This is a genomic window from Mycobacterium sp., assembly GCF_032159565.1.
GTDB lineage: Bacteria > Actinomycetota > Actinomycetes > Mycobacteriales > Mycobacteriaceae > Mycobacterium.
Genome location: NZ_JAVHWR010000132.1, coordinates 75,430 through 100,083 on the forward strand (window position 1 = coordinate 75,430; position 24,654 = coordinate 100,083).

23 protein-coding genes are annotated in these 24,654 nt (G+C 66.3%); 17 read left to right on the plus strand and 6 right to left on the minus strand.

Going from position 1 to position 24,654, the window contains the following annotated elements; translation table 11 throughout:
* Window positions 1-14: 14 nt before the first annotated feature.
* The 4 genes from oppA to oppB are packed head-to-tail and all read right to left on the minus strand — an operon-like array spanning window position 15 to window position 5,431.
* The gene (oppA, locus tag QOC76_RS17665; RefSeq protein ID WP_526358641.1) at window positions 15-1,682 is read right to left on the minus strand and encodes an oligopeptide ABC transporter substrate-binding protein OppA; all 1,668 of its coding nucleotides are present in this window, start codon (window positions 1,680-1,682) and stop codon (window positions 15-17) included.
* A gap of 10 nt (window positions 1,683-1,692) precedes the next feature.
* Window positions 1,693-3,531 (minus strand): oligopeptide ABC transporter ATP-binding protein OppD, encoded by a 1,839-nt coding sequence (gene oppD / locus QOC76_RS17670; RefSeq protein WP_526358643.1) that lies wholly within the window; start codon window positions 3,529-3,531, stop codon window positions 1,693-1,695.
* Entirely contained in the window at window positions 3,528-4,409 is an 882-nt protein-coding gene (gene oppC / locus QOC76_RS17675) for an oligopeptide ABC transporter permease OppC (RefSeq protein ID WP_526358714.1), read from the minus strand. Before oppC ends, oppD begins: the two co-directional genes overlap by 4 nt.
* Before the next feature lie 44 nt (window positions 4,410-4,453).
* Entirely contained in the window at window positions 4,454-5,431 is a 978-nt protein-coding gene (gene oppB / locus QOC76_RS17680) for an oligopeptide ABC transporter permease OppB (protein WP_526358645.1), read from the minus strand.
* Between the two features lie 209 nt (window positions 5,432-5,640).
* Here oppB and QOC76_RS17685 point away from each other — a divergent pair, with 209 nt between their 5' ends.
* Complete coding sequence (locus QOC76_RS17685; RefSeq protein WP_526358647.1) at window positions 5,641-5,898, plus strand: hypothetical protein; 258 nt, start codon at window positions 5,641-5,643, stop codon at window positions 5,896-5,898.
* 463 nt (window positions 5,899-6,361) lie between these two features.
* Window positions 6,362-6,574 (plus strand): hypothetical protein, encoded by a 213-nt coding sequence (locus tag QOC76_RS17690; RefSeq protein WP_526358649.1) that lies wholly within the window; start codon window positions 6,362-6,364, stop codon window positions 6,572-6,574.
* Window positions 6,575-6,590: 16 nt separating this feature from the next.
* Here the strand turns inward: QOC76_RS17690 and QOC76_RS17695 are convergent, their stop codons facing one another.
* The gene (locus QOC76_RS17695) at window positions 6,591-7,106 is read right to left on the minus strand and encodes a hypothetical protein (RefSeq protein ID WP_526358651.1); all 516 of its coding nucleotides are present in this window, start codon (window positions 7,104-7,106) and stop codon (window positions 6,591-6,593) included.
* Between the two features lie 190 nt (window positions 7,107-7,296).
* Between QOC76_RS17695 and QOC76_RS17700 the strand changes: the two genes are divergently transcribed.
* The 14 genes from QOC76_RS17700 (at window position 7,297) to QOC76_RS17765 (ending at window position 23,213) form a co-directional block, all read left to right on the plus strand.
* Complete coding sequence (locus QOC76_RS17700) at window positions 7,297-8,001, plus strand: response regulator transcription factor (RefSeq protein WP_526358653.1); 705 nt, start codon at window positions 7,297-7,299, stop codon at window positions 7,999-8,001.
* Entirely contained in the window at window positions 7,979-9,613 is a 1,635-nt protein-coding gene (locus tag QOC76_RS17705; protein ID WP_526358655.1) for a sensor histidine kinase, read from the plus strand. The genes QOC76_RS17700 and QOC76_RS17705 overlap by 23 nt, the downstream gene beginning before the upstream one ends.
* Window positions 9,609-11,510 carry an ArnT family glycosyltransferase gene (locus QOC76_RS17710; protein WP_526358716.1) on the plus strand — a complete coding sequence of 634 codons (1,902 nt, stop codon included), beginning with the start codon at window positions 9,609-9,611 and terminating at the stop codon, window positions 11,508-11,510. Before QOC76_RS17705 ends, QOC76_RS17710 begins: the two co-directional genes overlap by 5 nt.
* A gap of 56 nt (window positions 11,511-11,566) precedes the next feature.
* Window positions 11,567-12,832: a bifunctional glycosyltransferase family 2/GtrA family protein gene (locus QOC76_RS17715; protein ID WP_526358657.1), complete on the plus strand. Its 1,266-nt coding sequence runs from the start codon at window positions 11,567-11,569 to the stop codon at window positions 12,830-12,832.
* A gap of 29 nt (window positions 12,833-12,861) precedes the next feature.
* Window positions 12,862-14,784 (plus strand): ArnT family glycosyltransferase, encoded by a 1,923-nt coding sequence (locus QOC76_RS17720; protein ID WP_526358659.1) that lies wholly within the window; start codon window positions 12,862-12,864, stop codon window positions 14,782-14,784.
* 99 nt (window positions 14,785-14,883) lie between these two features.
* Window positions 14,884-15,375 carry a beta-class carbonic anhydrase gene (locus QOC76_RS17725; protein WP_526358661.1) on the plus strand — a complete coding sequence of 164 codons (492 nt, stop codon included), beginning with the start codon at window positions 14,884-14,886 and terminating at the stop codon, window positions 15,373-15,375.
* Window positions 15,376-15,449: 74 nt separating this feature from the next.
* Window positions 15,450-17,444: a glycoside hydrolase family 15 protein gene (locus tag QOC76_RS17730; RefSeq protein ID WP_526358663.1), complete on the plus strand. Its 1,995-nt coding sequence runs from the start codon at window positions 15,450-15,452 to the stop codon at window positions 17,442-17,444.
* Between the two features lie 222 nt (window positions 17,445-17,666).
* Window positions 17,667-18,596, plus strand: a complete 930-nt coding sequence (gene cysD, locus QOC76_RS17735) for a sulfate adenylyltransferase subunit CysD (RefSeq protein ID WP_526358665.1) — start codon at window positions 17,667-17,669, stop codon at window positions 18,594-18,596.
* 31 nt (window positions 18,597-18,627) lie between these two features.
* Entirely contained in the window at window positions 18,628-20,472 is a 1,845-nt protein-coding gene (cysN, locus tag QOC76_RS17740) for a sulfate adenylyltransferase subunit CysN (RefSeq protein WP_526358667.1), read from the plus strand.
* Window positions 20,469-21,209, plus strand: coding sequence for a 3'(2'),5'-bisphosphate nucleotidase CysQ (locus tag QOC76_RS17745; protein ID WP_526358669.1), 741 nt, complete (start codon window positions 20,469-20,471; stop codon window positions 21,207-21,209). Before cysN ends, QOC76_RS17745 begins: the two co-directional genes overlap by 4 nt.
* A 108-nt stretch (window positions 21,210-21,317) precedes the next feature.
* Complete coding sequence (locus tag QOC76_RS17750) at window positions 21,318-21,596, plus strand: hypothetical protein (RefSeq protein WP_526358671.1); 279 nt, start codon at window positions 21,318-21,320, stop codon at window positions 21,594-21,596.
* Between the two features lie 22 nt (window positions 21,597-21,618).
* On the plus strand, window positions 21,619-21,909 hold the full coding sequence (locus QOC76_RS17755; protein ID WP_526358673.1) for a hypothetical protein: 291 nt from the start codon (window positions 21,619-21,621) through the stop codon (window positions 21,907-21,909).
* A gap of 27 nt (window positions 21,910-21,936) precedes the next feature.
* On the plus strand, window positions 21,937-22,536 hold the full coding sequence (locus tag QOC76_RS17760) for an isochorismatase family protein (RefSeq protein WP_526358675.1): 600 nt from the start codon (window positions 21,937-21,939) through the stop codon (window positions 22,534-22,536).
* 17 nt (window positions 22,537-22,553) lie between these two features.
* Complete coding sequence (locus QOC76_RS17765) at window positions 22,554-23,213, plus strand: pyridoxamine 5'-phosphate oxidase family protein (protein WP_526358678.1); 660 nt, start codon at window positions 22,554-22,556, stop codon at window positions 23,211-23,213.
* On the opposite strand, the gene QOC76_RS17770 is transcribed toward QOC76_RS17765, so the two are convergent.
* Window positions 23,202-24,029 (minus strand): nitrilase-related carbon-nitrogen hydrolase, encoded by an 828-nt coding sequence (locus QOC76_RS17770; protein WP_526358680.1) that lies wholly within the window; start codon window positions 24,027-24,029, stop codon window positions 23,202-23,204. The two genes, QOC76_RS17765 and QOC76_RS17770, sit on opposite strands and share 12 nt — an antisense overlap.
* Before the next feature lie 61 nt (window positions 24,030-24,090).
* Between QOC76_RS17770 and QOC76_RS17775 the strand changes: the two genes are divergently transcribed.
* The gene (locus QOC76_RS17775) at window positions 24,091-24,600 is read left to right on the plus strand and encodes an Rrf2 family transcriptional regulator (RefSeq protein WP_526358718.1); all 510 of its coding nucleotides are present in this window, start codon (window positions 24,091-24,093) and stop codon (window positions 24,598-24,600) included.
* Window positions 24,601-24,654: the final 54 nt, after the last annotated feature.

Here is a 24,654-nt window from a genome sequence, read left to right on the forward strand (position 1 = left end):
TCGTCGGCGGCGGATTACTTCGTGAAGCCGATCTTGGTGTAGTCCAGGTCGCCGATGCCAGCCGGTCCGTAGTTCGCCAGGTTGCTTCGCACCGCGACGTTGCCCGCCGATTGGAACAGCGGCAGGCTGAAGCCGATGTCGAAGATCATCTTGTCGAGTTCGTTGGCCAGCTCGCGCGCCTTCGCGGGATCGAGTTCGTTGAACGTCTGGTCGGCCTTCGCGTCGATCTCCGGGCTGCTGATTTTGCCGAAGTTGCTGTCCGCGTTGGTCGTGTAGATCTGGTTCAGGCAGCACAGTGAGAACGCGTCACCGACCCAGCTGAACTGCGCGATGTCGAAGTCGCCGGGGATGATGTAGTTGGTGAAGAAGCCGGTGCCGCCCTTCGTGTCGAGCTCGAGCTTCACACCGATCTGGGCAAGGCTGTTCTGCGCGATCTGGGCGACCTGCTTCGTGGTGTCCGCGTCGAAGAGCACATCGCGAATCACCAACTGGCGGCCGTCCTTCTCGCGGAACTGGCCGTTGAGGCGCCAGCCGAGCGCATCGAGTTCCTGCTTCGCCTTCTCCGGGTCGTAGGCCACCGGGGCACTGTTGTCCTGATAACCCTCCTGCCCGGCGACGAAGATGTGGTTGTTCAGCGGTACCGGGTTGTCGACGAGGCCGCGTTGGGTGACGTTGGCGATGGCCTGCCGGTCGATGCCCTTGGCGACCGCCAGCCGCAGCGCCTTGTCCGCGAGTATCGATCCCGGCGCACCGTTGAACGTGAAGTGATACCAGCTGGCCCCCGGCGCACGCCGGATCGAGATACCCGAGGTGTTCCGCGCGGTCGTCAACTCGGGCAGCGAAACCAATCCGGTGGCGTCGATCGTGTTGTTCTGCAGGGCGGGGATGCGCGCTTTGTCGTCGAGTACCAGATAGGTGATGCCGTCCAGCAGCGGTGGCGTGCCCCACCATTTCGGGTTGCGCTTCAACGTGATCCGCTGTGCTGTGCGGTCCAGGTCGGTGACGATGAACGGACCGGCGGAGGGTCCGGGGCGGTCCAGTTGTCCCTTGTTGAACACTTCCGGGTCGGAGGTCGTGCTCTTGGGCAGCAGCATGGTGTTCCCGGCGAACATCCCCCGCCAGTCCGAGAAGGGTTTGGCGAACGTGACGACGGCCTGGCGGTCGTCGACACCGCGCGTCACCTTCTCGACACGGTCGGCGCCGTTGGTGCTGGCGATGCGGAAGGACTTGTTCTTCCCGCTGGTCGCGTTGATCTGGGAGGCGATGTCTGCCCATGTGATCGGCGCGCCATCGCTCCAGACCGCCGTGGGATTGATGGTGTAGGTGACGACCTGGGGGCTCTCGCTGGTCAACTCGATGTTGGTGAAGTAGTCGGTGTTGACCGTTGTGGATCCGTCCGAGCCGACCCGGAATGCGCGCGGCATCGTCATCCGCAACATCGCGCCGGTATCGGCTTCGTTGCCGTCGACGTGCAACGAGTTGAAGTTCGACGGATAACCGCCCATCGCCAGTCGCAGAGTGCCGCCCTGGCGCAAAGTCGCAGGATCCTGCGGGTTGATGTCGTTGGTCTTTCCGACTTCGGCGTTACCGCCGGCCGGGGGTGCTCCCCGGTCACCGCTCGAGCAGGCGGTGATGGTGAGACCGACGACGAGGAGGGTCGCAGCTAAGCGTCGGAGCATCATCCGACAGACTCTAGCCTCGGTCGGGCTCGGGTCGAGGTACTGCGGCCAGCAACCTGCGGGTGTAGTCATTGCGCGGGTCGGTGAACACCTGGTCACCTTCACCCTGTTCGACCACCTTGCCCTTGAACATCACCGCAACTCGGTGAGCGAGATGTTTGACCACCGACAGATCGTGGGAGACGAACAGATACGCAAGTCCGAACCGGTCCTGCAGGTCCAGCAGCAGATTGATGATGCCCGCCTGGATCGACACGTCAAGCGCCGACACCGGTTCGTCGAGCGCCAGGATCTTGGGCTGCAGCGCCAACGCACGGGCGATGCCGATGCGTTGTTTCTGGCCGCCGGAGAACTCGGCCGGATAACGGCTGGCATCCTCGCGACGCAACCCGACGATTCCCAACAGCTCGGATACCCGTTCGTCGACACGCTTCTTATCGAAGCCGTTGGCGGCCAATGGCTCTGCCAGTACCTCGAAGACCGGCAGCCGTGGGTCCAGCGATGCCACCGGATCCTGGAACACCACCTGCACGTCGCCGCGCAAAGCCCGTCGGGTTTTCGTGGTCAGGGTGGCCACGTCCAAGCCGAGCACTTCGATGGAACCCGCCTGCGGCGGGGACAGTTCCAGTATCTGGTGCAGCGTCGTCGACTTCCCCGACCCGGATTCGCCGACGATGCCCAATGTGCGGCCCTGTTGAAGCTCGAAGCTCACGCCGTCGACCGCCCGCACTTCGCCGATCGTGCGGCGCAGCACCACCCCTTTGGTCAGTTTGTATGTCTTGACCAGGTTTTGGACGCGCAACACGACGGGAGCGTCCTGGGGCGCCCGGTCGTTCGCTCTTGGTGCGGTGGAGACGCCATAGATGTCGGCGGCGCTGCGGCCGCTGACATGTTCGGTCCGGATGCAGGCCGCGGTGTGATTCGGTGCGACCGTGATCAGTTCGGGCTCGGCTGCACGGCAGTCGTCGATCGCCAGCGGGCAGCGCGGTGCGAACGGGCATCCCGGCGGCAGCGCCGCCAGCGACGGCGGGGCACCCGGAATCGGCACCAGCCGCGCACCCTGTGGGGCATCGAGTCGCGGTACCGAGCCGAGAAGCCCTGCGGTGTAGGGCATCCGGCGATCGCGGTACAGTTCGCCGACCGTGGCCACCTCGACGGCGCGGCCGGCATACATCACCAGCGCGCGGTCGGCGAACTCGGCAACCACCCCGAGATCGTGGGTGATGATCAGCACGCCCGCGCCGGTGACGTCCCGCGCGGTTTTCAACACCTCGAGGATCTGCGCCTGCACGGTGACGTCCAGTGCGGTGGTCGGTTCGTCGCAGATGAGTAGGTCGGGATCGTTGGCGATGGCGATGGCGATGACCACACGTTGACGCTCGCCGCCGGACAGCTCGTGCGGGAATGCCCTGGCGCGTTGTTCCGGCTGGCCGATGCCGACGAGCTCGAGCAGCTCGACGGCGCGGGTGCGCGCCGCCCTGCGGGTGGTCTCGTCGTTGTGCACCGCGATGGCCTCGGCGATCTGGTCGCCGATGGTATAGACCGGCGTCAGGGCCGACATCGGGTCCTGGAACACCGTGCCGATGGCCTTGCCCCGAACCCGGGACATCCGCCGGTCGGACAACCCGAGTAACTCGTCGCCGTGCAGCCGCACCGATCCGCCCACCTCGGCGTACTCCGGCAGCAGTCCGACGACGGCCATCGCTCCCGCCGACTTGCCCGCACCGGATTCGCCGACGAGGGCGACCACTTCCCCCTTGTCGACGTGGTAGTTCAGTCCGCGGACCGCCGCTACCCGCTCGGTTTCGGTAGGAAAGGTGACGGTGAGGTCGCGGACCTCCAGGAGACTCATTTGCCTCTCCCTCGCAGTGGCCGTGCGCTCGGGTCGAGCGCGTCGCGGATTCCGTCACCGATGAGGTTGGTACACAGGACGATCAATACCAGAACACCCGCGGGGAACAGGAACACCCACGGGAACGTCGTGGCCGAGTTGGTGCCGTCGGCGATCAGCGTGCCCAGTGACACATCCGGCGGTTGTATGCCGAACCCCAAAAAGCTCAACCCCGTTTCGCCGATGATCGCGGTGCCGACATTCAGCGTGGTGTCGATGATGAGCAGCGACGCGACATTCGGAAGGATGTGCCGAACGATGATGCGCCAGTTGGGCACGCCCATGTACCGTGCCGCAACGACGAATTCGCGTTCCCGCAGGCTCATCGTCATACCGCGCACGATGCGCGAGCTGATCATCCAGCCGAACACCGAGAACAACAGGATCAACCAGAAGACACGGTCGGCCGAACCCAGGCGCGGAGTGACGATCGCGATCACAATGAAGCTCGGCACCACCAGCAGGAGGTCGACGAGCCACATCAGCCGGCGATCGCGCCAGCCACCGAAGTAGCCGGCGATCGCACCGACCGTGGCGGCCAGGACCGTGGAGATGATGGCCACACAGACGCCGATCAACATCGACTTCTGCATGCCGCGAAGCGTCAGCGCCAGTAGATCCTGGCCGAGCGCATTGGTGCCGAACCAGTGGCTGGGATTGGGTGGCTGCTGCAGCGCGTAAAAGTCCAGGTCGGTATAGCTGTAAGGCAGCAGCGGTGGCAGCGCGTAGCAGCCGACGAAGAACAGCACGAGCACTATCAGCGATGCGACGGCGGGCTTGCTGCGTAAGAACCTGCGCCAGACCAGGGTTCGACGGGAAGCGAATGCGTGCGCGTCCAACCCGGACTTGGCTGTCGTCGCGGTTTCGGTGGTCACCGGCTCTGTCACGAGACACGCACCCTGGGATCCAGCGCGGCGTAGATGACGTCGGAGAGCAGGCCGGCGAAGAGGACGGCAGCGCCGGTGAACACGGTCACGGCGGCGATGATGTTGGTGTCCTGGGTCGCGATTCCCTGCACTACCCACTCGCCCATGCCGTGCCAGCCGAAAATCTTTTCGGTGAACACCGCCCCGGTCACCAAACCGCTTATGCCATAGGCGAACAGCGTTGCCATTGGAATCAGAGCGGTGCGCAGGCCGTGTTTGAACAGGGCCTGCCTGCGGGTCAAGCCCTTGGCGCGCGCGGTGCGAATGAAATCCTGACCGAGCACATCGAGCATCGCATTGCGCTGATATCGGCTGTAGCCGGCTATTCCCATCAGTGCGAGCGTGAACGTCGGCAGCACCAGATGCTGCATCCGGTCGACGAACTGGCTCCATCCGCCGGTGAGCGCATCCGGTGACGTCTCACCGATGTATTCGAACACTTGAACGCCGAGAATCGAATTCACTCCGTTTGCGCCGAGGATCAACAGGTTTGCGATGACGAAAACCGGTGTGCTCAACAGCAACAACGACAGCACCGTGATGACGCGGTCGCTGAGGTGATACTGCCGGATCGCCCCCCAGGCGCCGACGACGACACCGATCACCGTCCCCAACACCGCACCGATGATCAGAAGTCGCAGGCTGACCCCGACGCGGCGACCCAATTCGTCGGCGATGGGTTGGCCCGTGACGGTCGTGCCGAAGTCGCCTCGAATGGCACCCGACGCCCAGCGAACGTAGCGGATCGGAATCGGCCGATCCAGATTCAGCTCGGCCGCCTTCGCGTCGATCACCGTCTGGGGCGGACGGGGATTGCGTGACGCGAGGCTGTCCAGGGGCTTGAACGACGCCGAGGTCAACACGAATGTCAGAAACGACGCCAAGATCAACAGCACGACGTAGTTGAGAAGACGCCGCATCAGGAACCGCGTCATCGGCGAGGTTCCACTGCAGGCATGCGCACAGGGTATGAGATGCCCGCCGGTGGGGCTGCGAACGGCACGACCGGCGCGGCTAGTCAACTCCTACCGGTTCTTAAGCCTGGCTACAGAATCCGCGAGTTCACTGGTCCTCACGTGGCATTTTCACGGTTCGCCGTACCGCAGGGGCGAGTCGGCGACGACCATGAACTGGAGTATGAGAAATGAATTCAACTCCTCGGACCAAGGCGAAACTGCTGGCCGCGGTGGTCGGTGGCAGCGCGATGGTGACGATGGGCGCGCTGACCATGAGCATCCATCAGCAACCCACCGGCACCCAGGACGTCGCGGTGGGCCAGATGACCATCGCCGCAACGACGACGGCCTCGGGTAAGGCCGACACGGTCGAGGCGACGTCGATGGCCGTACCCGCGATCAAGGGACCGGCGCCGCTGCCCACCGAGGAGAAAGCTGCCGAATAGCGGCTTCCTCGCCGACTGACGTTTCACCTCCAACCCTTCCGGCTACCCCGAAGCCGGGAGGGTCGTTGGCGACCTTCCAGCACTGTTCGACCGGCCGTCCGGGCTGGATGGGGCGGCTGACCAGACACCGAAATGGAGTGGTCAGAGGTGAGAGCGAAACAGTCCAAGATGGTTTCGGCGGGGTCGGGGCCGGCGCCGTGGTTGCCATGAGTGCGCTGGGTGTGGCGTTCAGCAACGTCAGCGCCGCTGAGGAGCCGACGCTTGCGCCGCGGGCCCGGTGGCCACGTCAGAGATCACCACAGGTGCATCCGTCACCGATACGACGGAGATGGATTGTCCCGCGACGGCGGTCGCCGTGCCGCCGATAACCACCCTCGTCGTTCGGGCAGGAACCGCCCGCCTGACAGCCGGCTCTTTTACGTAAACCTACGAGAGGTATGAGATGAATTCGCACAGATTGAAGGTGGTTTCAGCGGCTGTCGGCGCGAGTGCGGTGGCCGGTATGGCGGTGCTGACAGTGGCGCTGAGCACTGACAGCGGCTCGGCCACTGTCGTTTCCAATCCGCAGATGACCCTGGGCGAGACGAGCACCATCGAGAAGGCTGCGACCGTCCTCGAGACGTCGATGGCGGTGCCAGAGGTGACCGCCAAGGTGCCTGACGGCTTCGGGCCGTAAACGCAACCGACGCCGGTCAATTCTCGGGCTGTGGGCCCTCACCGATGCTGTTGAGGGTCACCGTCGGACCGGTTCGAGTGGCCTGCACGGTGATCGTGTCGTCGGCGGCCACCGATTTGTTCGGCGCGGCGGCCGCCGACGGAAACACATAGATCTGCGTGTAGCCGTCGTCGCTGCGCACCACGATCGACGACAGAGTCACCTCGTCGACGGTGCCCGTCTGCGTCATCTTGGTGGTGAACCCGCCGTGGCCGTCGGACACCACGTACTCGCTGTGTAGGACGCTGTCGGGGGTTCCCTGCGCCGCAGGGGGTAGCAGACCTCCCTGTCCCGGCGGCTGGCCGTGCATAGGGCCGCCTGGACCGCCCGGGCCGCGCACCCCACCGCCCATTGAATGCGTCGAACTACCGGTCGCGGCGTAAACCGCGGCGCCGCCCACCCCGCCGATCGCCACTGCCACGGCGACGGCCGCCAGCGTTGGACGTGTGGCCCACCGACGAGAGGGCGGCTTTCCTGCGATCTCAGACGTCACCCGACCACTGTGCAGCGGCGACATGTGTGTGGGCTGTGAGCGTCATCAGGGTTCGATCGGTGCGGACCTCTTCACAGCCGGCACACACAGTCGGCACAGTGCGCGCTAACGGGCCGAGACAATAATGACTGACGTGCGTAATTCGAACGGATCTCTGAGCGCGAACGGGAGCGATCCCGAGCGTGTCGTGATGCGCCGGGCGGACGGCAAGCCGATCAACGTCCTTGTCGTCGACGATGAGCCCGTCCTCGCCGAGTTGGTGTCGATGGCACTGCGTTATGAGGGCTGGGAGATCGCCACCGCGAGCGATGGCGCCACCGCGATCGCGTTGGCCAAGGACAACCCGCCCGATGTGGTGGTGCTCGACGTGATGCTGCCGGATATGAGCGGCCTCGAAGTGCTGCGCAAGCTTCGCGAACGGATTCCGCGTCTGCCGCTGCTGCTCTTGACGGCCAAGGATTCGGTCGAAGACAGAATTGCCGGCTTGACGGCGGGGGGAGACGATTACGTCACAAAGCCGTTCAGTCTCGAAGAGGTGGTTCTGCGGCTGCGTGCACTTCTCCGGCGAACAGGCGTCGCCAGCGAGACCGGCGGCGCCAAGGTGGTCGTCGGCGACCTGGTACTCGACGAGGACAGCCACGAGGTAACGCGGGGCGGCGAGCCGATCACATTGACCGCAACGGAATTCGAGCTGCTGCGCTTCATGATGCGCAATTCCAAGCGGGTGCTGTCGAAGGCGCAGATCCTGGACCGGGTGTGGAGCTACGACTTCGGTGGACGGTCCAATATCGTCGAGCTGTACGTGTCCTACCTCCGCAAGAAGATCGACAGCGGCCGGGAGCCGATGATCCACACCTTGCGGGGGGCCGGATATGTCCTCAAGCCCGCAGGCTGACCGTACGGGCCTGCTGACTCGCATCCGTTCGCCAAGGACGTGGTCGCTGCGGGCAAGGCTTCTGGTCACTCAGGTGCTCCTGCTGGCGGTTGTGTGTGCCGGCATCGGCGTCGCCACGGAATTTGCGCTGCAACGCTTTCTGATGCATCAGCTGGATCAGCAGTTGATCGAGGCGGGCCGCCGGTCGGCGGCGATCTTCGAGTTCGGGCCGCCCCCTCCGCCGGGCTTCGGGCCACCGAGAGGCATGCCGGGCCCACCCTTCGACGGGCCGCCGCCCGATCATCAGCGGCGCATCATCATCCGTGAGGACGACGGCCCCGGCCCGGAGTTCCTCAACGCCCCCGGACAGGCGGCTCGCATGGTCGGGGCCGTGATCGCCCAGGGCGTTCCGGTCGACGCAGGCGTGATCACCGCCGACGGTGCGCGAGCCGGAATCAGTTCCCGGGCAACCGCACAGCTCGCGCAGATCGCCCCGAGCCGCCATCCCACGACGATCGATCTCGATGGTCTCGGCCGGTACCGGGTGGTGGGCAACCACTCCGGCGGCCCGGAGGAGACGATCGTCGTCGGCCTGCCGACCTCCCATGTCGACGACACCCTGTTGTGGGTGCTGGTGATGTTCTGCATCGTCGGCGTCATCGCGCTGTTCGCGGCGGCGGGGGCAGGCATCCTGATCATCCGGCGCCAATTCAGGCCGCTGTCAACCGTTTCCGCCGCTGCCCGGCAGGTGGCCGATCTGGAGCTCGAACGCGGCGAGGTGCGACTTCCCAGCCCCATCGTGAAGGTCGACCCCGCGAGTTCGCACACCGAGATCGGGCAGCTGGGTTCCGCGCTCAACCGCATGGTCGACCGCATAGCGGGCGCTCTGTCGGCGCGCCACGCCAGCGAGATGCGGGTTCGGCAGTTCGTCGCCGACGCCAGCCATGAACTGCGCACCCCGCTCGCGGCGATTCGGGGCTACACCGAGTTGGCGCAACGCAAACACGAGGTGCTGCCCGACGACGTCGCGCACGCGATGAGCCGGGTCGAATCCGAAACCGACCGCATGACCCACCTGGTCGAGGACATGCTGCTACTCGCCCGCCTCGACACCGGGCGGCCGCTGGAGCGCGAACAGGTGGACCTGAGCCGCCTTTGCGTCGACGCCGCCAGCGACGCCCACATCGCGGGACCCGAGCACCAGTGGTCGCTGGACCTGCCCGACGAGCCCATCGTGGTGCGCGGCGACGAGGCGCGGCTGCACCAGGTGCTCGCCAACCTGCTCGCCAACGCTCGGACCCATACGCCACCGGGCACAGTCGTCACGACGGCTCTGTCCGTGGACAGCGATGATGCGGTGCTCACCGTGACCGATGACGGACCCGGCATTCCGGTGTGGCTGCAGCCCGAGGTCTTCGAGCGGTTCGCCCGGGGTGACTCATCGAGGTCCCGACGTGAGGGCAGCACCGGCCTCGGGCTGGCGATCGTCGCCGCGGTGGTCAGGGCGCACAACGGCACCATCAAGGTGCACAGTGTGCCGGGCCGGACGGAGTTCGTGGTGAAACTGCCGGTCAACTCACAGCCAAGCCACAGCGCCGGCAAACCGACGACTAGCCGCGAAGGCAAGGATTGAATCGGTGACCCTCGTTCTTCCCGGCGAGCTGGGCCCCCGCGCGCGCTGGGAAACGCAACCGCGCACGGGTACCGCTCCGCGCGTGCGATTCGGCGTCCTTTGGCACCGGGGTGCGTTCGTCGCGCTGCTCATCTGCACCGCCGTGCTGTACCTGTGGAACTTGTCGGCGAGCGGATGGGCGAACAGTTTCTACTCGGCCGCCGCGCAGGCAGGCGCAAGCAATTGGACGGCGATGCTGTTCGGCTCGAGCGATGCCGCCAACGCCATCACCGTCGACAAAACGCCGGCGTCGCTGTGGATCATGGACATCTCGGTGCGCATCTTCGGGCTGAACCCGTGGAGTGTGCTCGCGCCGCAGGCGCTCGAGGGAGTCGCCGCGGTCGCCGTTCTCTACGCCGCCGTACGGCGGCTCAGCGGGCCCGGCGCCGCTCTGCTCGCCGGTGCGATCATGGCGCTTACCCCGGTTGCCGCATTGATGTTCCGCTTCAACAATCCCGACGCGCTTCTGGTCCTGATGCTCGTCGTGGCCGCCTATTGCACGCAGCGTGGATGCGAGAAAGACAGCAGCCGCTGGTGGTTGGTGGCGGCGGGGGCCGCGATCGGCTTCGGCTTCCTTGCCAAGATGCTTCAGGCACTGCTGGTGCTACCGGGATTCATCGCGGCGTACGCGCTCGCGGGAAGCCGCCCGCTGGGTCGTCGGCTCCTCGATGTGCTCGCAATGCTCGGCGCGATGGCCGTCTCTGGGGGGTGGTACCTGCTTCTCGTCGAGGTGTGGCCGCCGGACACCAGGCCGTACATCGGCGGATCGCAGCACAACAGCATCGTCGAACTGGCACTCGGCTACAACGGCTTGGGCCGGCTGACGGGTGACGAGACCGGCGGGCTCGGCAACATGAACTTCGACGTCGGTTGGGACAGGCTCCTCGGGCACAGCATGGGCACCGAGATCGCGTGGCAGCTGCCCGCGGCGGTAATCTGCCTGGGCGCCATCCTGGTTCTCACCCGCCGCACAGCGCGGACGGACCAGACCCGCGCCGCGGCGATCATCTGGGGCGGCTGGCTTCTGGTGACCGCGGTGGTATTCAGCTTCATGAACGGCATCGTGCACCCGTACTACACGGTGGCGCTCGCGCCGGCGATCGCCGCCTGCATCGGCGTGGGTGCAACACTGTTGTGGCAGAACCGTTTCGCGCTCCCCGCCGCGACGGCCCTTGCGGGCGTCGCCGTCGTCACCTCGGTCCTCGCGTGCGTACTGATGGCTCGGACCGAGGGATGGCTGCCGTGGCTGCGGGCCGCTGTCGCCGTCGGCGGCTTGGCGTCGGCGGTGTTGTTGCTGGCGTCGGGTCGGCTTCGCACCGGCATGGCGCGATCTGTCGCCGGCCTGGCGATCGTGGTGGCCTTGGCGGCTCCGGCGGCCTACTGCGTCGCGACGGCGGCCACCTCGCACGGCGGGGCCCTGCCCTCGGCAGGCCCTTCAGGCGGCGGCGGAATGCCGCCGGGAGCCGGTGGCGCGCTCTCCGCCCCGACCCCCGGCCCCGCCCTCTCCGGCGTATTGGCCGCCGACGCCGACGACTTCACCTGGGCGGCCGCGGCGATGGGATCGAACAACGCGGCCGGCTACCAGTTGGGCAGCGGCGCACCGGTGATGGCGATCGGCGGGTTCAACGGGACGGATCCGTCTCCGACACTCGTGGAGTTCAGACAGTTCGTCGCCGACAAGCAGATCCACTACTTCATCCGTGGCGGGTTGATGATCGGGCAGTGGGGCGGACGTTCGGGGGCCTCTGGCAGCCGGGAGGCCGCGAACATCGCTGACTGGGTCGAGACGCACTTCGCCCCGGCGACCGTCCAGAACGTGGTCATCTACGACCTGACCCAGGCACCGAAGAACTCATAGCTTGTGCATAGCTACAGCCAACGACGGACACACGCTGCTACTCGAGCATTGATCTCATGACAGACATCGCCCTCGAACGTGCCGCAGGCCCGGCCAGGGACATCCGATTCGAAGCGCGTCCGAACGCGGCGCTGACGGCCCGCGACAAGGGGGTTCCGGTGCTCGACGTGGTAGTTCCGGTGTACAACGAGGAGGCCGCGCTGGCCGCTTCGGTGTACCGCCTGCAGCGCCACCTGCGCGACCAGTTCCCGTTCCCGGCGCGCATCACGATCGCAGACAACGCGAGCACCGACGACACGCCCCGAATCGCCCAAGAGCTGGCCGACGAGCTCGACAACGTCCGGGTCGTGCGACTCGAGCAGAAGGGTCGCGGGCGTGCGCTGCACACAGTGTGGTCGACGTCGGACGCCCCGGTGCTGGCGTACATGGACGTCGACCTGTCGACCGATCTTGCCGCACTCGCGCCGCTCGTGGCGCCGTTGATCTCCGGTCATTCGGACCTGGCGATCGGCACCCGACTTGGCCGCGGCGCGCGCGTCGTGCGCGGTCCGAAACGCGAAATCATCTCGCGCTGCTACAACTTCATCCTCAAGTCGGCGCTAGCGGCGCGCTTCTCGGATGCGCAGTGCGGGTTCAAGGCGATCCGTGCGGACGTCGCGAAGCGCCTGCTTCCGCATGTCACCGACACCGGCTGGTTCTTCGACACGGAGCTGCTGGTGCTGGCTGAGCGCGCCGGCTTGCGCATCCACGAAGTGCCGGTGGACTGGGTCGACGATCCGGACAGCCGGGTCGACATCGTGGCGACCGCGGCCGCCGATCTCAGAGGGATCGCGCGGCTGTTGCGGGGCTTCACATCCGGTTCGATCCCAGTGCAAATGGTTGCGGCACAATTGAGTTCGTCACGGCGAGCGGCTGCACCCGGGTCGCTGCTGCGACAAACGGTGCGCTTCGCCACCATCGGTGCCGCATCGACGCTGGCCTACTTGCTTCTGTTCATGATGCTGCACGGTTGGCTCGGGGCTCAGACGGCGAACCTGATCGCCCTGCTCGTCACCGCGATCGGCAACACGGCGGCCAACCGCCGCTACACGTTCGGCATCGCCAACCGCGGCAACGTCGCACGCAACCATGTCGAAGGCCTCATTGTCTTCGGCGTCGCGCTGGGCATCACCAGCGGTGCGCTGGCCGCCCTGCACACCGTCGCTCCGGAACCGGGTCGATGGGTCGAGGCCACCGTCTTGGTGGCCGCGAACCTGGTCGCCACCGCGGTGCGATTCGTGCTGTTGCGCGGCTGGGTGTTTCACCCGCGCCGAAACCACTGACCGAACTCGAATGCTGAGGAATCCAGGCAATGACAATCACGGCGGATGTTGAGACGCAGACAGCCGAGAGAAGCGGTGACGTGCCGACGGTCAGACCGCGGTGGGAGATCCCTGCGCTGCTCGGCCTGCTGGTGGCCACGGCCGTGCTCTACCTGTGGGGGCTGGGCTCCTCGGGGTGGGCGAACGACTATTACGCCGCCGCGGCGCAGGCGGGCACCCAGGACCTGACTGCTTGGCTGTTCGGGTCACATGACGCGGGCAACGCCATCACCGTCGACAAGCCGCCCGCGGCGCTGTGGGTAATGGCGCTGTCCGGCAGGCTTTTCGGCTTCAACGCGTTCACCATGCTGTTGCCGCAGGCGCTGATGGGCGTAGGTGCGGTGGCCCTGTTGTACGCCGCGGTGCGACGGGTCAGCGGGCCCGGCGCGGGCTTGATCGCCGGCGCGGCGCTGGCACTGACGCCGGTGGCGGCGCTGATGTTCCGGTTCAACAATCCCGACGCGCTGTTGGTTCTGCTGATGGTGGCGGCCGCGTACTTCGTGGTGCGGGCGACCGAGACGGGCAGCACGAAGTGGATGGCGCTGGCGGGTTCCGCGCTCGGCTTCGCGTTCCTGACGAAGATGCTGCAAGCCTTCCTGGTGGCGCCCGGTCTGGCGCTGGCCTTCCTTGTCGCCGCACCCATTGGTATGTGGCAGCGAGTCTGGAAGCTGTTGGCCGGCGGCGCAGCGATGATTGTGTCCGCGGGCTGGTACATCGCTCTTGTGGAGTTGTGGCCCGCTGACTCCCGGCCGTACATCGGCGGCTCCACGTCGAACAGCCTGCTGCAATTGGCGTTGGGCTACAACGGGATCGATCGCATCGCAGGCGGCGGTTCCCCGGGTGGCGGCTCCGGCGGCGACGGTCCCGGTGGACACGATGGTCCCGGCGGGGCGGGCAACATATTCTTCGGCGGCTCGCCCGGCATCGGCAGGATGTTCGGGCAGTCGATGGGCACCGAGGTGTCCTGGCTGCTTCCCGCCGCATTGATCGGCACGGTGGCGGCCCTGTGGCTGACCCGCAAGGCCGCCCGCACGGATCAGCTGCGCGCGAGCCTGCTGCTGTGGGTTGGTTGGCTGCTGGTGACCGCTGCGGTCTTCAGCTTCATGGACGGCGTCATTCACCCGTACTACACCGTCGCTCTGGCCCCGGCTGTCGCAGCGCTGGCGGGAATCTCGGTGCGCGAGTTGTGGCGGGTCAGAGACCGCCTGTGGTCGCGCGTCGTGCTGGCTACGATGTTGGCGGCGACGGGCGTGTGGGCGTACTTCTTGCTGGGCCGCACTCCGGAGTGGCTGCCCGCGCTGCGGTGGGTCGTTCTCGCCGGATCGGTGATCGTCGCGTTGATGCTCGCAGTGGGCGCACAGCGGCGGGGCCGGATGGTCGCGCTGTTGGTCGCGGGGGCGATCCTGTTCGGCGTGGCGGCGCCGGCGGCCTACGCGATCGAGACGGTCGCGACCGCGCACAACGGGCCGGTGTCGACGTCGGGTCCGAGCAGGGGTGACCCGTTCGGCCACCCAGGCGGTTCTGGCGGACCACGCGAGGGTGGGCCCGGCGGCCCGGGCGGCCAGATGGCCGAGAACGCCGCGCTGGCCGAGCTGGTGGGTGGCCTCGACAATCGTTGGGCCGCAGCGACTATCGGGTCGATGGGTGCGAGCAGTCTCGAGCTCAAGACCGGCGCGTCGATCATGGCGATCGGCGGGTTCACCGGCAGCGACGACTCGCCCACGCTGGCGCAGTTCCAGGACTACGTCACCGACCATGATGTGCGGTACTTCATCGCAGGTGAACGCTTCGGACCGCCCGGCCACCGCGACACGGGTGCCGCAGCTGAGATCACGGCGTGGGTGAAGAAGAACTTCAGGCCGGCCTATGTCGGCGGCGCCACGGTATACGACCTGACCGCCCCCGTTTCCTAGCGCGTTCGGCGAGGAAGAATCGGCGTGATTCTGACTCGTGGCAGACCTACGCCGTGTTGTTATCGTCTTCGACGTTTGCGAGCCGATAAGGAGGTCGAAATGACCGCGACCGACGAATACTTGAAGAACAACGAGGAGTACGCGAAGAACTTCTCCGGCCCACTGCCGCTGCCACCGAGCAAGCAGGTGGCGGTGGTGGCGTGCATGGACGCCCGGCTCGACGTGTACCGAATACTCGGCTTGAACGAGGGCGAGGCGCACGTCATCCGCAACGCAGGGGGAGTGGTCACCGACGACGAGATCCGCTCGCTGGCGATCAGCCAGCGGCTACTCGGCACTAAGGAGATCATCCTCATCCACCACACCGACTGCGGGATGCTGACCTTCACCGACGACGACTTCAAGGCATCCATTCAAAAGGACACCGGCATCAAGCCCGAATGGGCGGCCGAGGCCTTCCCCGATCTGGACGAAGACGTGCGTCAGTCGATCCGGCGTATCGAGGTGAGCCCGTTTGTCACCAAGCACGAGTCCTTGCGCGGTTTCGTTTTCGACGTTGCCACCGGCAAGCTCAACGAGGTGAAGGCTTGAGGCAGGTCGCCCCCACCCGATCGGGGAGCGACTAAACGCGTACGTGGGAGGGGTCTGCGGTCAATGATGGCCGTATGGTCCTGCAGCACGCGACGCCCGCCGACGAAAACGGCTCGGCCGTGCAGCTCAACGAGACCGCCCCGGTGCCATACTTGTCGAGCAGTTTGCGGAACCCCTTTCCGCCCATCGCCGATTACGCCTTCCTCTCCGACTGCGAGAACAGCTGCCTGATCTCGTCGACGGGTTCGGTGGAATGGCTATGCGTGCCGCGGCCCGATTCGCCCAGCGTGTTCGGGGCCATCCTGGATCGCGGCGCAGGACACTTCCGGCTGAGCCCCTACGGCGTCTCCGTCCCTTCCGGCAGGCGTTACCTGCCGGGCAGCCTGATTCTGGAGACCACCTGGCAGACCCACACCGGCTGGATCATCGTCCGCGACACGATGGTGATGGGCGCGTGGCGCGATATCGAGACGCGGTCGCGAACGCATCGCCGCGTACCGATGGACTGGGACGCCGAACACACAATTCTGCGCACCGTGCGGTGCGTGAGCGGCACCGTCGAACTGGTGATGGACTGCGAGCCGTCGTTCGACTACCACCGGGCCGGCGCGAACTGGGAGTACTCGGCCAGTGGCTACGGGGAAGCGGTTGCGCGAGCCAACCACAGCCCGGACGCGAACCCGACGCTGCGGCTGACCTCCAACCTGCGCATCGGGCTGGAGGGCCGCCAGGCGCTGGCCCGCACGAGGCTGAAAGAGGGGGACAACGTCTTCGTCGCGCTGAGTTTTTCGAAGCATCCCGCGCCGCAGACGTACGACGAGGCCGTGGAGAAGATGTGGACGACCAGCGAATGCTGGCGGCAATGGATCAACATCGGCAACTTCCCGGATCACCCGTGGCGGTCGTACTTGCAGCGCAGCGCGTTGACGTTGAAGGGGTTGACGTACTCGCCGACCGGTGCGCTGCTGGCGGCGCCGACCACCTCGCTGCCGGAAACCCCTCAGGGCGAACGTAACTGGGACTACCGCTACTCCTGGATCCGGGATTCGACCTTCGCGCTGTGGGGCTTGTACACGTTGGGTCTGGACCGCGAGGCCGACGATTTCTTCTCCTTCATCGTCGACGTGTCCGGCGCGAATGACAATGAGCGCCACGAACTTCAAGTGATGTACGGCGTTGGCGGTGAGCGCACCCTGGTCGAGGAGGAGCTGAAACACCTGTCCGGCTACGACAATGCGCGTCCGGTGCGGATCGGCAACGCTGCCTACAACCAGCGGCAGCATGACGTTTGGGGCACGATGTTGGATTCGGTGTATCTGCACGCCAGGTCGCGCGAGCGGATTCCGGAGGAGTTGCGGGAGGTGCTGAAGCAACAAGTGGAAGAGGCGATCAAGCACTGGCGCGAACCCGACCGGGGGATCTGGGAGGTGCGCGGTGCGCCGCAGCATTTCACGTCCAGCAAGATCATGTGCTGGGTCGCGCTGGACCGTGGGGCGAAGCTGGCTGAGCTGCATGGCTGGACGAAAGACACCAAGGAGTGGCACGCCATCGCCGAGGAGATCAAGGCCGACATCCTTGCCAACGGTGTGGATGCCCGTGGCGTGCTCACCCAGCGCTACGGCAGCGACGCACTCGACGCATCGCTGTTGCTGGCGGTGCTGACCCGGTTTCTGCCGCCCGACGACCCACGGATCCGCGCGACGGTGCTGGCGATCGCCGACGAGCTGACCGACCAAGGGTTGGTGCTTCGTTACCGCGTCGAGGAGACCGACGACGGGCTGTCCGGCCAGGAGGGCACCTTCACGACCTGCTCGTTCTGGCTGGTGTCGGCGCTGGTGGAGATCGGTGAGATCCATCGAGCGAAACGTCTGTGCGAGCGTCTGCTGTCCTTTGCGAGCCCGCTGCACCTGTACGCCGAGGAGCTCGAGCCGCGCACCGGTCGGCATCTCGGCAACTTCCCGCAGGCGTTCACCCATCTGGCGCTGATCAACGCCGTGATGCACGTCATCCGCGCCGAAGAGGACGCAGACGGGTCCGGAGCGTTCCAGCCCGCGAATGCTCCGACCTGACGGCGTGGCCGGCCAAGGAGGTGATCTTGATGCTGGCGGCAATACCTCCGGGGTGACCGCCGTTCTTCCACGAGCAGACGCGCAATTCCGCAAAACCGCAGGAAGGAGCGCGCCTAAGCGTCTGTTCGGCGAGGGAAATCGTTGACATCCCAGGCCAGGGCTGCTTTTATATCAGGTTATAAGACTAAATCTGGTCAAATCTACCAAATTAATGGGGAATAGATGACGACGGCGCAGGAGTCGAAACAGGCCGCCGGGCGCTACGAGCTGAGCCATCTCAGGTCGCTCGAAGCCGAGGCGATCCACATCATCAGGGAGGTTGCCGCCGAATTCGAGCGGCCCGTGCTGCTGTTCTCCGGCGGCAAGGACTCCATCGTCATGCTGCACCTGGCGCTCAAGGCGTTCCAACCGGGAGGTCTGCCGTTCCCGGTGATGCACGTCGACACCGGGCACAACTTCGACGAGGTCCTCGAAGTCCGCGACGAACTCGTCGGGGAGTCCGGTGTGCGGCTGGTCGTCGCCAGAGTGCAGGACGACATCGACGCCGGCCGGGTGGTCGAGACCATCCCGTCGCGCAATCCGATGCAGACCGTCACGCTGCTGCGCGCCATTCGCGAGAACAAGTTCGACGCGGCGTTCGGCGGCGCGCGCCGTGACGAGGAGAAGGCGCGGGCCAAGGAGCGGGTGTTCAGCTTCCGCGACGAGTTCGGCCAGTGGGATCCCAAGGCGCAGCGGCCCGAGCTGTGGAACCTGTACAACGGCCGTCATCACAAGGGTGAGCACATCCGGGTGTTCCCGTTGTCCAACTGGACCGAATTCGACATCTGGTCCTACATCGGCGCAGAGAAGATAATGCTGCCATCGATCTACTATGCCCACCGGCGCAAGGTGTTCGAGCGCGACGGGATGCTGCTGGCCGTGCACAAGTACCTGCAGCCGCGTAAAGACGAACCGGTCATCGAGAAGACCGTGCGGTTCCGCACCGTCGGTGACGTCACCTGCACCGGCTGTGTGGAGTCCCTCGCGGGAACGGTGTCCGAGGTGATCGCCGAGACTGCGGTGTCACGGCTGACCGAGCGCGGCGCCACCCGCGCCGATGACCGGATCTCCGAGGCAGGCATGGAAGACCGCAAACGGGAGGGTTACTTCTGATGAGCGCTGGCGCGAAGAACAGAGCACTCTGATGGCCACGCTTCTGCGTCTGGCCACCGCCGGATCCGTCGACGACGGCAAGTCCACGCTCATCGGCCGCCTGCTCTATGACTCCAAGGCCGTCATGGAAGACCAGCTGGCCTCGGTCGAGCGCACTTCGAAGGAGCGCGGACACGATTACACCGACCTTGCGTTGGTGACCGACGGTCTGCGCGCCGAGCGGGAACAGGGCATCACCATCGATGTCGCCTACCGCTATTTCGCCACTCCCAGGCGGAAATTCATCATCGCCGACACGCCCGGCCACATCCAGTACACCCGCAACATGGTGACCGGTACGTCGACCGCGCAGCTCGCGATCGTTCTCGTCGACGCCCGTCACGGACTGCTCGAGCAGTCGAGGCGGCACGCGTTTCTGGCGTCGCTGCTGGGCATCCGGCATGTCGTGCTCGCGGTCAACAAGATGGACCTGATCGGCTGGGACCGTCAACAGTTCGAGAAGATCCGCGACGACTTCCACGAGTTCGCGGCGCGGCTCGACGTGCAGGACGTGACCACGATTCCGCTGTCGGCACTGCTCGGCGACAACGTGGTGACGAAGTCGAAGAACACCCCCTGGTACGACGGGCCGTCGCTGCTGTCGCACCTCGAAGAGGTGTACATCGCGGGCGACCGCAACCTGGTCGACGTGCGATTCCCCGTCCAGTACGTGATCCGGCCGCAGAGCCATGAACACGTCGACCACCGCAGCTACGCGGGCACGGTCGCGAGCGGTGTCATGCGTCCGGGTGACGAGGTTGTCGTGCTTCCCACCGGGAAGACGAGCCGCATCACATCGATCGAAGGGCCGACCGGGCCTGTCCAGGAAGCGTTTCCGCCGATGGCCGTGGCGGTGAGCCTGGCCGACGACATCGACATCTCGCGCGGCGACCTGATCGCGCGGCCGAACAATCAGCCGCGGGTGGCGCAGGATTTCGACGCCACGGTGTGCTGGATGGCCGATGAGAACTCATTGGAGCCCGGCCGCGACTACATCATCAAACACACGACGCGGACAACCCGTGTCAGGGTGACCGCGCTCGACTACCGCCTCGATGTCAACACGCTGCACCGCGACAAGACGGCCACCGCGCTCAAACTCAATGAGCTGGGCCGCATCTCGCTGCGTTCGCAGGTGCCGCTGCTGCTCGACGAGTACAGCCGCAACGCCGCCACCGGTTCGTTCATCCTGATCGACCCGAACACCAACGGCACCGTCGCGGCGGGCATGATCCTGCCGTACGTGTCGGCGCGCACCTCGAGCCCCAACACGGTGCGCCACGAATCGCTGTGCACCGCGGAGGACCGGCTGACGAAGGGCAGGACGGTGTGGTTCACCGGCCTGTCGGGCTCGGGTAAGTCCTCGGTGGCGATGCTCGTCGAACAGCGCCTGCTGGAAAAGGGCACTCCCGCATATGTTCTCGACGGAGACAACCTCCGTCACGGCCTCAACGCCGACCTCGGCTTCTCCATGGCCGACCGGGCTGAGAACCAGCGCAGGCTCGCACATATCGCCGCCATCCTCGCCGACTCGGGCCAGATCGTGCTGGTGCCCGCGATCAGTCCGCTGGCGGAACACCGTGCGCTGGCGCGCGAGGTGACCACCGAGGCCGGACTCGATTTCTTCGAGGTGTTCTGCGATACCCCGATCGAGGACTGTGAACGCCGTGACCCGAAGGGCTTGTACGCCAAGGCGCGCGCCGGCGAGATCACCCACTTCACCGGTATCGACAGCCCCTACCAGCGGCCGAAGAAACCCGATTTGAGGCTTACCCCTGACCGCACGCCCGAGGAACTCGCCGATCTGGTCATCGAGTTGCTGGAAAGCCGTCGGTGACGGATCCCAGCGACGACGAGATCGCCGCGCGGCTGGCCACCGAAGCCGGGGCACTGCTCCTCGGCGTGCGCGAGGAGCTCGCCGATGCCAGTGCGGCCGACCGAAAGGCGGCGGGGGACAAGCGGTCCCATGACTTCCTGATGCAGGCCCTTGATCGCGAGCGTCCCGACGACTCGGTGCTCTCGGAGGAAGGTGTCGACGACCCCGTCCGGTTGAGTTCTGAGCGGGTGTGGATCGTCGACCCGCTCGACGGCACGCGTGAATTCTCCGAGCTCGGTCGCGACGACTGGGCGGTGCACGTTGCACTCTGGCAGGGCGGCAAACTCGTTGCGGGTGCGGTGGCGCTTCCGGCGCAGGGAATCACGCTTGCCACGCCGGACGTCGCCGCCCCGCCTGCTGCACCGGCCAAGCCGCGCATCGTGGTCTCCCGGACCCGTCCGCCTGCCGTCGCGCTCGAGGTCCGTGATGCGCTCGACGGTGTGCTTGTCGAAATGGGTTCCGCAGGAGCCAAAGTCGCCTCGGTCGTGCAGGGCCTTTCCGATGTCTATGTTCATGCGGGTGGGCAGTACGAATGGGATTCCGCAGCGCCGGTCGCCGTCGCGCGCGCCGCGGGACTGCACACCTCGCGCATCGACGGCTCCCCGCTGCTCTACAACCAGGCCGATGTGTTGCTGCCAGATCTGGTGGTGTGCCGACCCGAACTCGCCGATGCGGTACTCGCGGTCACGTCCGGCTAGGAATTCCCACAGCGTCGCCTGCCGGTCAGCTGTGTGTCGGCTGCGAGTTGGTTTGGAAACGCCTGTCTCGCCTTGTGGACTCTAGTTGTCTGACTAATTGTGGTGATCATGAGCTCGAAAATGTTGATGCGCCGCACGATCGCCGTAGCCGGCGGTGGGGCGCTCATTACGCTGGGGGCACTCAGCGCAGGCTGTAGCCACAACGGCGAGCAGGCGCCTTCCACGTCAACGACCGCGACGACGACGACCGCGACGACACCTTCGAGTGCTCCGCCGGCGTCGCCGACGGAGAAGATCATCAGCCCGACCGGCGGCAACCTGTTCACACCCGGCGTCAAGGCGCCGCCTGCGCCAACCGAACCGCCTGGGGTGCACCGGAACAATTGAGACCTGACGAATGGGACGAAGCATGGTGAACACCGTCAAGGACAGTCGGTTGAGGATGATCCTCGCCTGCGGCGCATCGCTGATCGCGATCACGGGCTTGGCCACCGCGTGTAACAGCAGCGGTAAACAATCGCCGTCGACCTCGACCATCACCACAACGACGACTACGTCGCCGTCGAGTTCGACGCCGCCGTCGCCGACGGAGAAGGCCGTCAACCCGACCGGCGGCAACCTGTTCACACCCGGGAACACGGCGAATCCCGCGCCGAATGTGTCGCCGGGGCAGCATCCAGGCATCAACAACGTCCCTTAAGGCCGCCTGACCGCCTACGCTCGGCGGGTGTCTGAACCCACGACCCTGCGTGCCCTGGCCGAACTGCCCAGCTCACCGGCGGGCCTGGCCGAGTCGACGCTCGTCATGATCGACTGCCAGAACACCTACACCCGCGGTGTGATGGAACTCGACGGAGTGCAGGCGGCCCTCGACGAGGCGGCGGCGCTGCTGGATCGGGCCAGGTCCGCGGGCATCCCGATCATCCACATTGCGCACTCCGACGGTCCCGGCTCGCTCTATGACATCGACGGCGAGAGCGGCGCGATCGTGGATCGCGTCGCCCCGCGCGACGGCGAGCCGGTGGTGGTGAAGAGCTACCCGAACTCGTTCGTGCAGACGGATCTTGACGAGCGATTGAAGGCGGCGAACGCGTCGAATCTCGTGCTCGCCGGATTCATGACACACATGTGCGTGAACTCCACGGCACGCGGGGCGTTCAACCTGGGGTACGCGCCGACGGTGGTGGCCGCCGCGACCGCCACCAGGGCGCTGCCCGGCGTCGATGGCGATCCGGTGCCCGCATCGACGCTGCACTCGGCGAGCCTGGCCGCGATCGCCGACCTCTTCGCCGTCGTCGTTGCCCGCACGTCGGATATCCCGGACTGACGGATCCGGCGGTGCATATGACGACACCCTCGACCAAGGTCAGCCGGCTCGGCGAGAAGCAGAGCACATCGCGCAGCCGACTCGACGAGCTTCTCGACAGCACACCGCTGGCCACCGTGGCGCTCGTCCGCGACGGTCATCCGGTGCTCTTCCCGACCGGCTTCGCCAGGATTGACGACCAATTCGTCATCCACGGGTCAACCGGCTCACCGTGGATGCGCGCGTTGGCCACGGGCGCGCCTGCCGCCGTCTCGGTCACGGGCTTGGATGGAATCATGGTGGCGCGCAGCGGCTTCGAATCCTCATTCCGCTATCGCAGCGCCGTCGTCTTCGGCGTCTTCGAGCAGGTGCCCGATGCCGACAAGATCCGGTACCTGGAGCGGCTGACCGACGCGTTCATCCCTGGACGGACCGCGGAACTGCGGTCCAGCACGCGTAAGGAACTCGCCGCGACACTGCCGCTGCGGCTGCCCATAGGCGCGGACAACTGGTCGCTGAAGGTCAGCGCCGGTTGGCCGGAGGACCCGGAGGAGGACGTCGCAGGCGACGCATGGGCGGGTGTCATCCCGATGTCTCTCGCCTACGGCGCCCCGCTGCCCGCACCTGACCTGCGGCCTGGCATCCCGGTGCCCGGATCGGTGCGCGCGATGACCGGCGGCCAGTCGTCAGTCCAATAACGCGGTGCGGCGGTAAAGATCCGTTCGGCGGTCGCCGAGCACGTCGTTGTGCGCGTTGATGCGCTTGACCCGCGATTCGGCGAGGTCGACATCGGCGGTGACGACGGCCGCCGTCCCGAACCCGGCGGTGGCGAGCGGGTAGCCGTCGGCGTCGATGACGACGCTGCCGCCGATCCAGGCCTGGCCGCGTTCGGTGCCGACGCGGTCACATACCGCCATCGGCATCCGGTTCATCCCCGCGCCCGCCAGCGCCCGCACCATTTCAGTGGGCCGTTCGCCCTCCGGTCGCGGCAGCAGTGGCCAGTTCACCGGTGCGCACAGCAGGTCGGCACCGGAAAGCGCAACGGCGCGAACCCATTCCGGGAATTCGACGTCGTAACAGACCATCACGCCGATGCGACCGTGGTCCGTGTCGACGACCATCGGCAGGTCGTCGCCGCGGTCGAACACGGCGTTCTCGCTGTCCCACAGGTGCGCCTTGCGGTAGACGCCACGCAGACCGGTCGGGTCGACGACGGCCGCGCTGTTGTAGACGGCGCCACCCGCCGCCTCCGGGAAGCCGGCGACGATGGTGAGCCCGAACGCCCCCGCAAGATTTGCCCACTCGCTGATCGCCGGGCCATCGCGTGTTTCGGCCAACGACGACAGCTCGGCACGATCGGCGAAGACGTAACCCGACGACGCGAGTTCTGGCAGCACGACGATCTGCGCGCCGTCGCGGGCGGCAGATTCGACAGCGGTTCTGCAGGTTGCGCGATTTCCAGCCGTATCTCCGATGCACAGCGGGACTTGGGCGCAGGCGACGCGAGTGGTCATCCGTCGATGGTGATGCACGCTTGTCCGATCCGCACCCGAGTCGATGGCAGAATCTTTCATCATGCGGATGTCGGCCAAGGCGGAGTACGCCGTGCGGGCGATGGTCCAACTGGCCGCCGCCGACGAAGGCTCGGTGGTCAAGACCGACGATCTGGCCAAGGCGCAGGGCATTCCACCGCAGTTCCTCGTCGACATCCTGTCGCTTCTGCGCACCGACCGGCTGGTCCGCAGCCGGCGCGGCCGCGAGGGCGGCTACGAGCTGGCCCGGGCCGCGGCCGACATCAGCATCGCCGACGTGCTCCGCTGTATCGACGGTCCGCTGGCAAGCGTGCGCGACATCGGGCTCGGTGACCTGCCGTATTCCGGGCCGACGGCCGCGCTGACCGATGTCTGGCGGGCGCTGCGGGCGAGCATGCGTTCGGTGCTGGAGGAGACCAGCCTCGCCGACGTGGCGACCGGTACGCTGCCGTCACACGTCGCCACGTTTGCCGACGACTATCGCGGTCAGGAGCAGGAGCGGGGCCACCGGAGCCGGAAGGCCGGCGACATCGATCCCCGCACGGTCAGCTAGCGGCGGCGACGTGTCCGACGTCGACTTGCGATGCCGTCGAGCAGCATTCGTTGG

Excerpts from the sequence above, each read along its gene's own strand:
- QOC76_RS17725 (WP_526358661.1), top strand. The coding sequence starts at position 14,884 with ATGACCGCGACCGACGAATACTTGAAGAACAACGAGGAGTACGCGAAG.
- QOC76_RS17730 (WP_526358663.1), top strand. The coding sequence starts at position 15,450 with ATGGTCCTGCAGCACGCGACGCCCGCCGACGAAAACGGCTCGGCCGTG.
- QOC76_RS17715 (WP_526358657.1), top strand. The coding sequence starts at position 11,567 with ATGACAGACATCGCCCTCGAACGTGCCGCAGGCCCGGCCAGGGACATC.
- QOC76_RS17775 (WP_526358718.1), top strand. The coding sequence starts at position 24,091 with ATGCGGATGTCGGCCAAGGCGGAGTACGCCGTGCGGGCGATGGTCCAA.
- QOC76_RS17705 (WP_526358655.1), top strand. The coding sequence starts at position 7,979 with ATGTCCTCAAGCCCGCAGGCTGACCGTACGGGCCTGCTGACTCGCATC.
- oppB (WP_526358645.1), bottom strand. The coding sequence starts at position 5,431 with ATGACGCGGTTCCTGATGCGGCGTCTTCTCAACTACGTCGTGCTGTTG.
- QOC76_RS17720 (WP_526358659.1), top strand. The coding sequence starts at position 12,862 with ATGACAATCACGGCGGATGTTGAGACGCAGACAGCCGAGAGAAGCGGT.
- cysD (WP_526358665.1), top strand. The coding sequence starts at position 17,667 with ATGACGACGGCGCAGGAGTCGAAACAGGCCGCCGGGCGCTACGAGCTG.
- oppD (WP_526358643.1), bottom strand. The coding sequence starts at position 3,531 with ATGAGTCTCCTGGAGGTCCGCGACCTCACCGTCACCTTTCCTACCGAA.
- QOC76_RS17685 (WP_526358647.1), top strand. The coding sequence starts at position 5,641 with ATGAATTCAACTCCTCGGACCAAGGCGAAACTGCTGGCCGCGGTGGTC.
- oppA (WP_526358641.1), bottom strand. The coding sequence starts at position 1,682 with ATGATGCTCCGACGCTTAGCTGCGACCCTCCTCGTCGTCGGTCTCACC.
- QOC76_RS17750 (WP_526358671.1), top strand. The coding sequence starts at position 21,318 with ATGAGCTCGAAAATGTTGATGCGCCGCACGATCGCCGTAGCCGGCGGT.
- QOC76_RS17765 (WP_526358678.1), top strand. The coding sequence starts at position 22,554 with ATGACGACACCCTCGACCAAGGTCAGCCGGCTCGGCGAGAAGCAGAGC.
- QOC76_RS17755 (WP_526358673.1), top strand. The coding sequence starts at position 21,619 with ATGGTGAACACCGTCAAGGACAGTCGGTTGAGGATGATCCTCGCCTGC.
- QOC76_RS17770 (WP_526358680.1), bottom strand. The coding sequence starts at position 24,029 with ATGACCACTCGCGTCGCCTGCGCCCAAGTCCCGCTGTGCATCGGAGAT.
- QOC76_RS17700 (WP_526358653.1), top strand. The coding sequence starts at position 7,297 with ATGCGCCGGGCGGACGGCAAGCCGATCAACGTCCTTGTCGTCGACGAT.
- cysN (WP_526358667.1), top strand. The coding sequence starts at position 18,628 with ATGGCCACGCTTCTGCGTCTGGCCACCGCCGGATCCGTCGACGACGGC.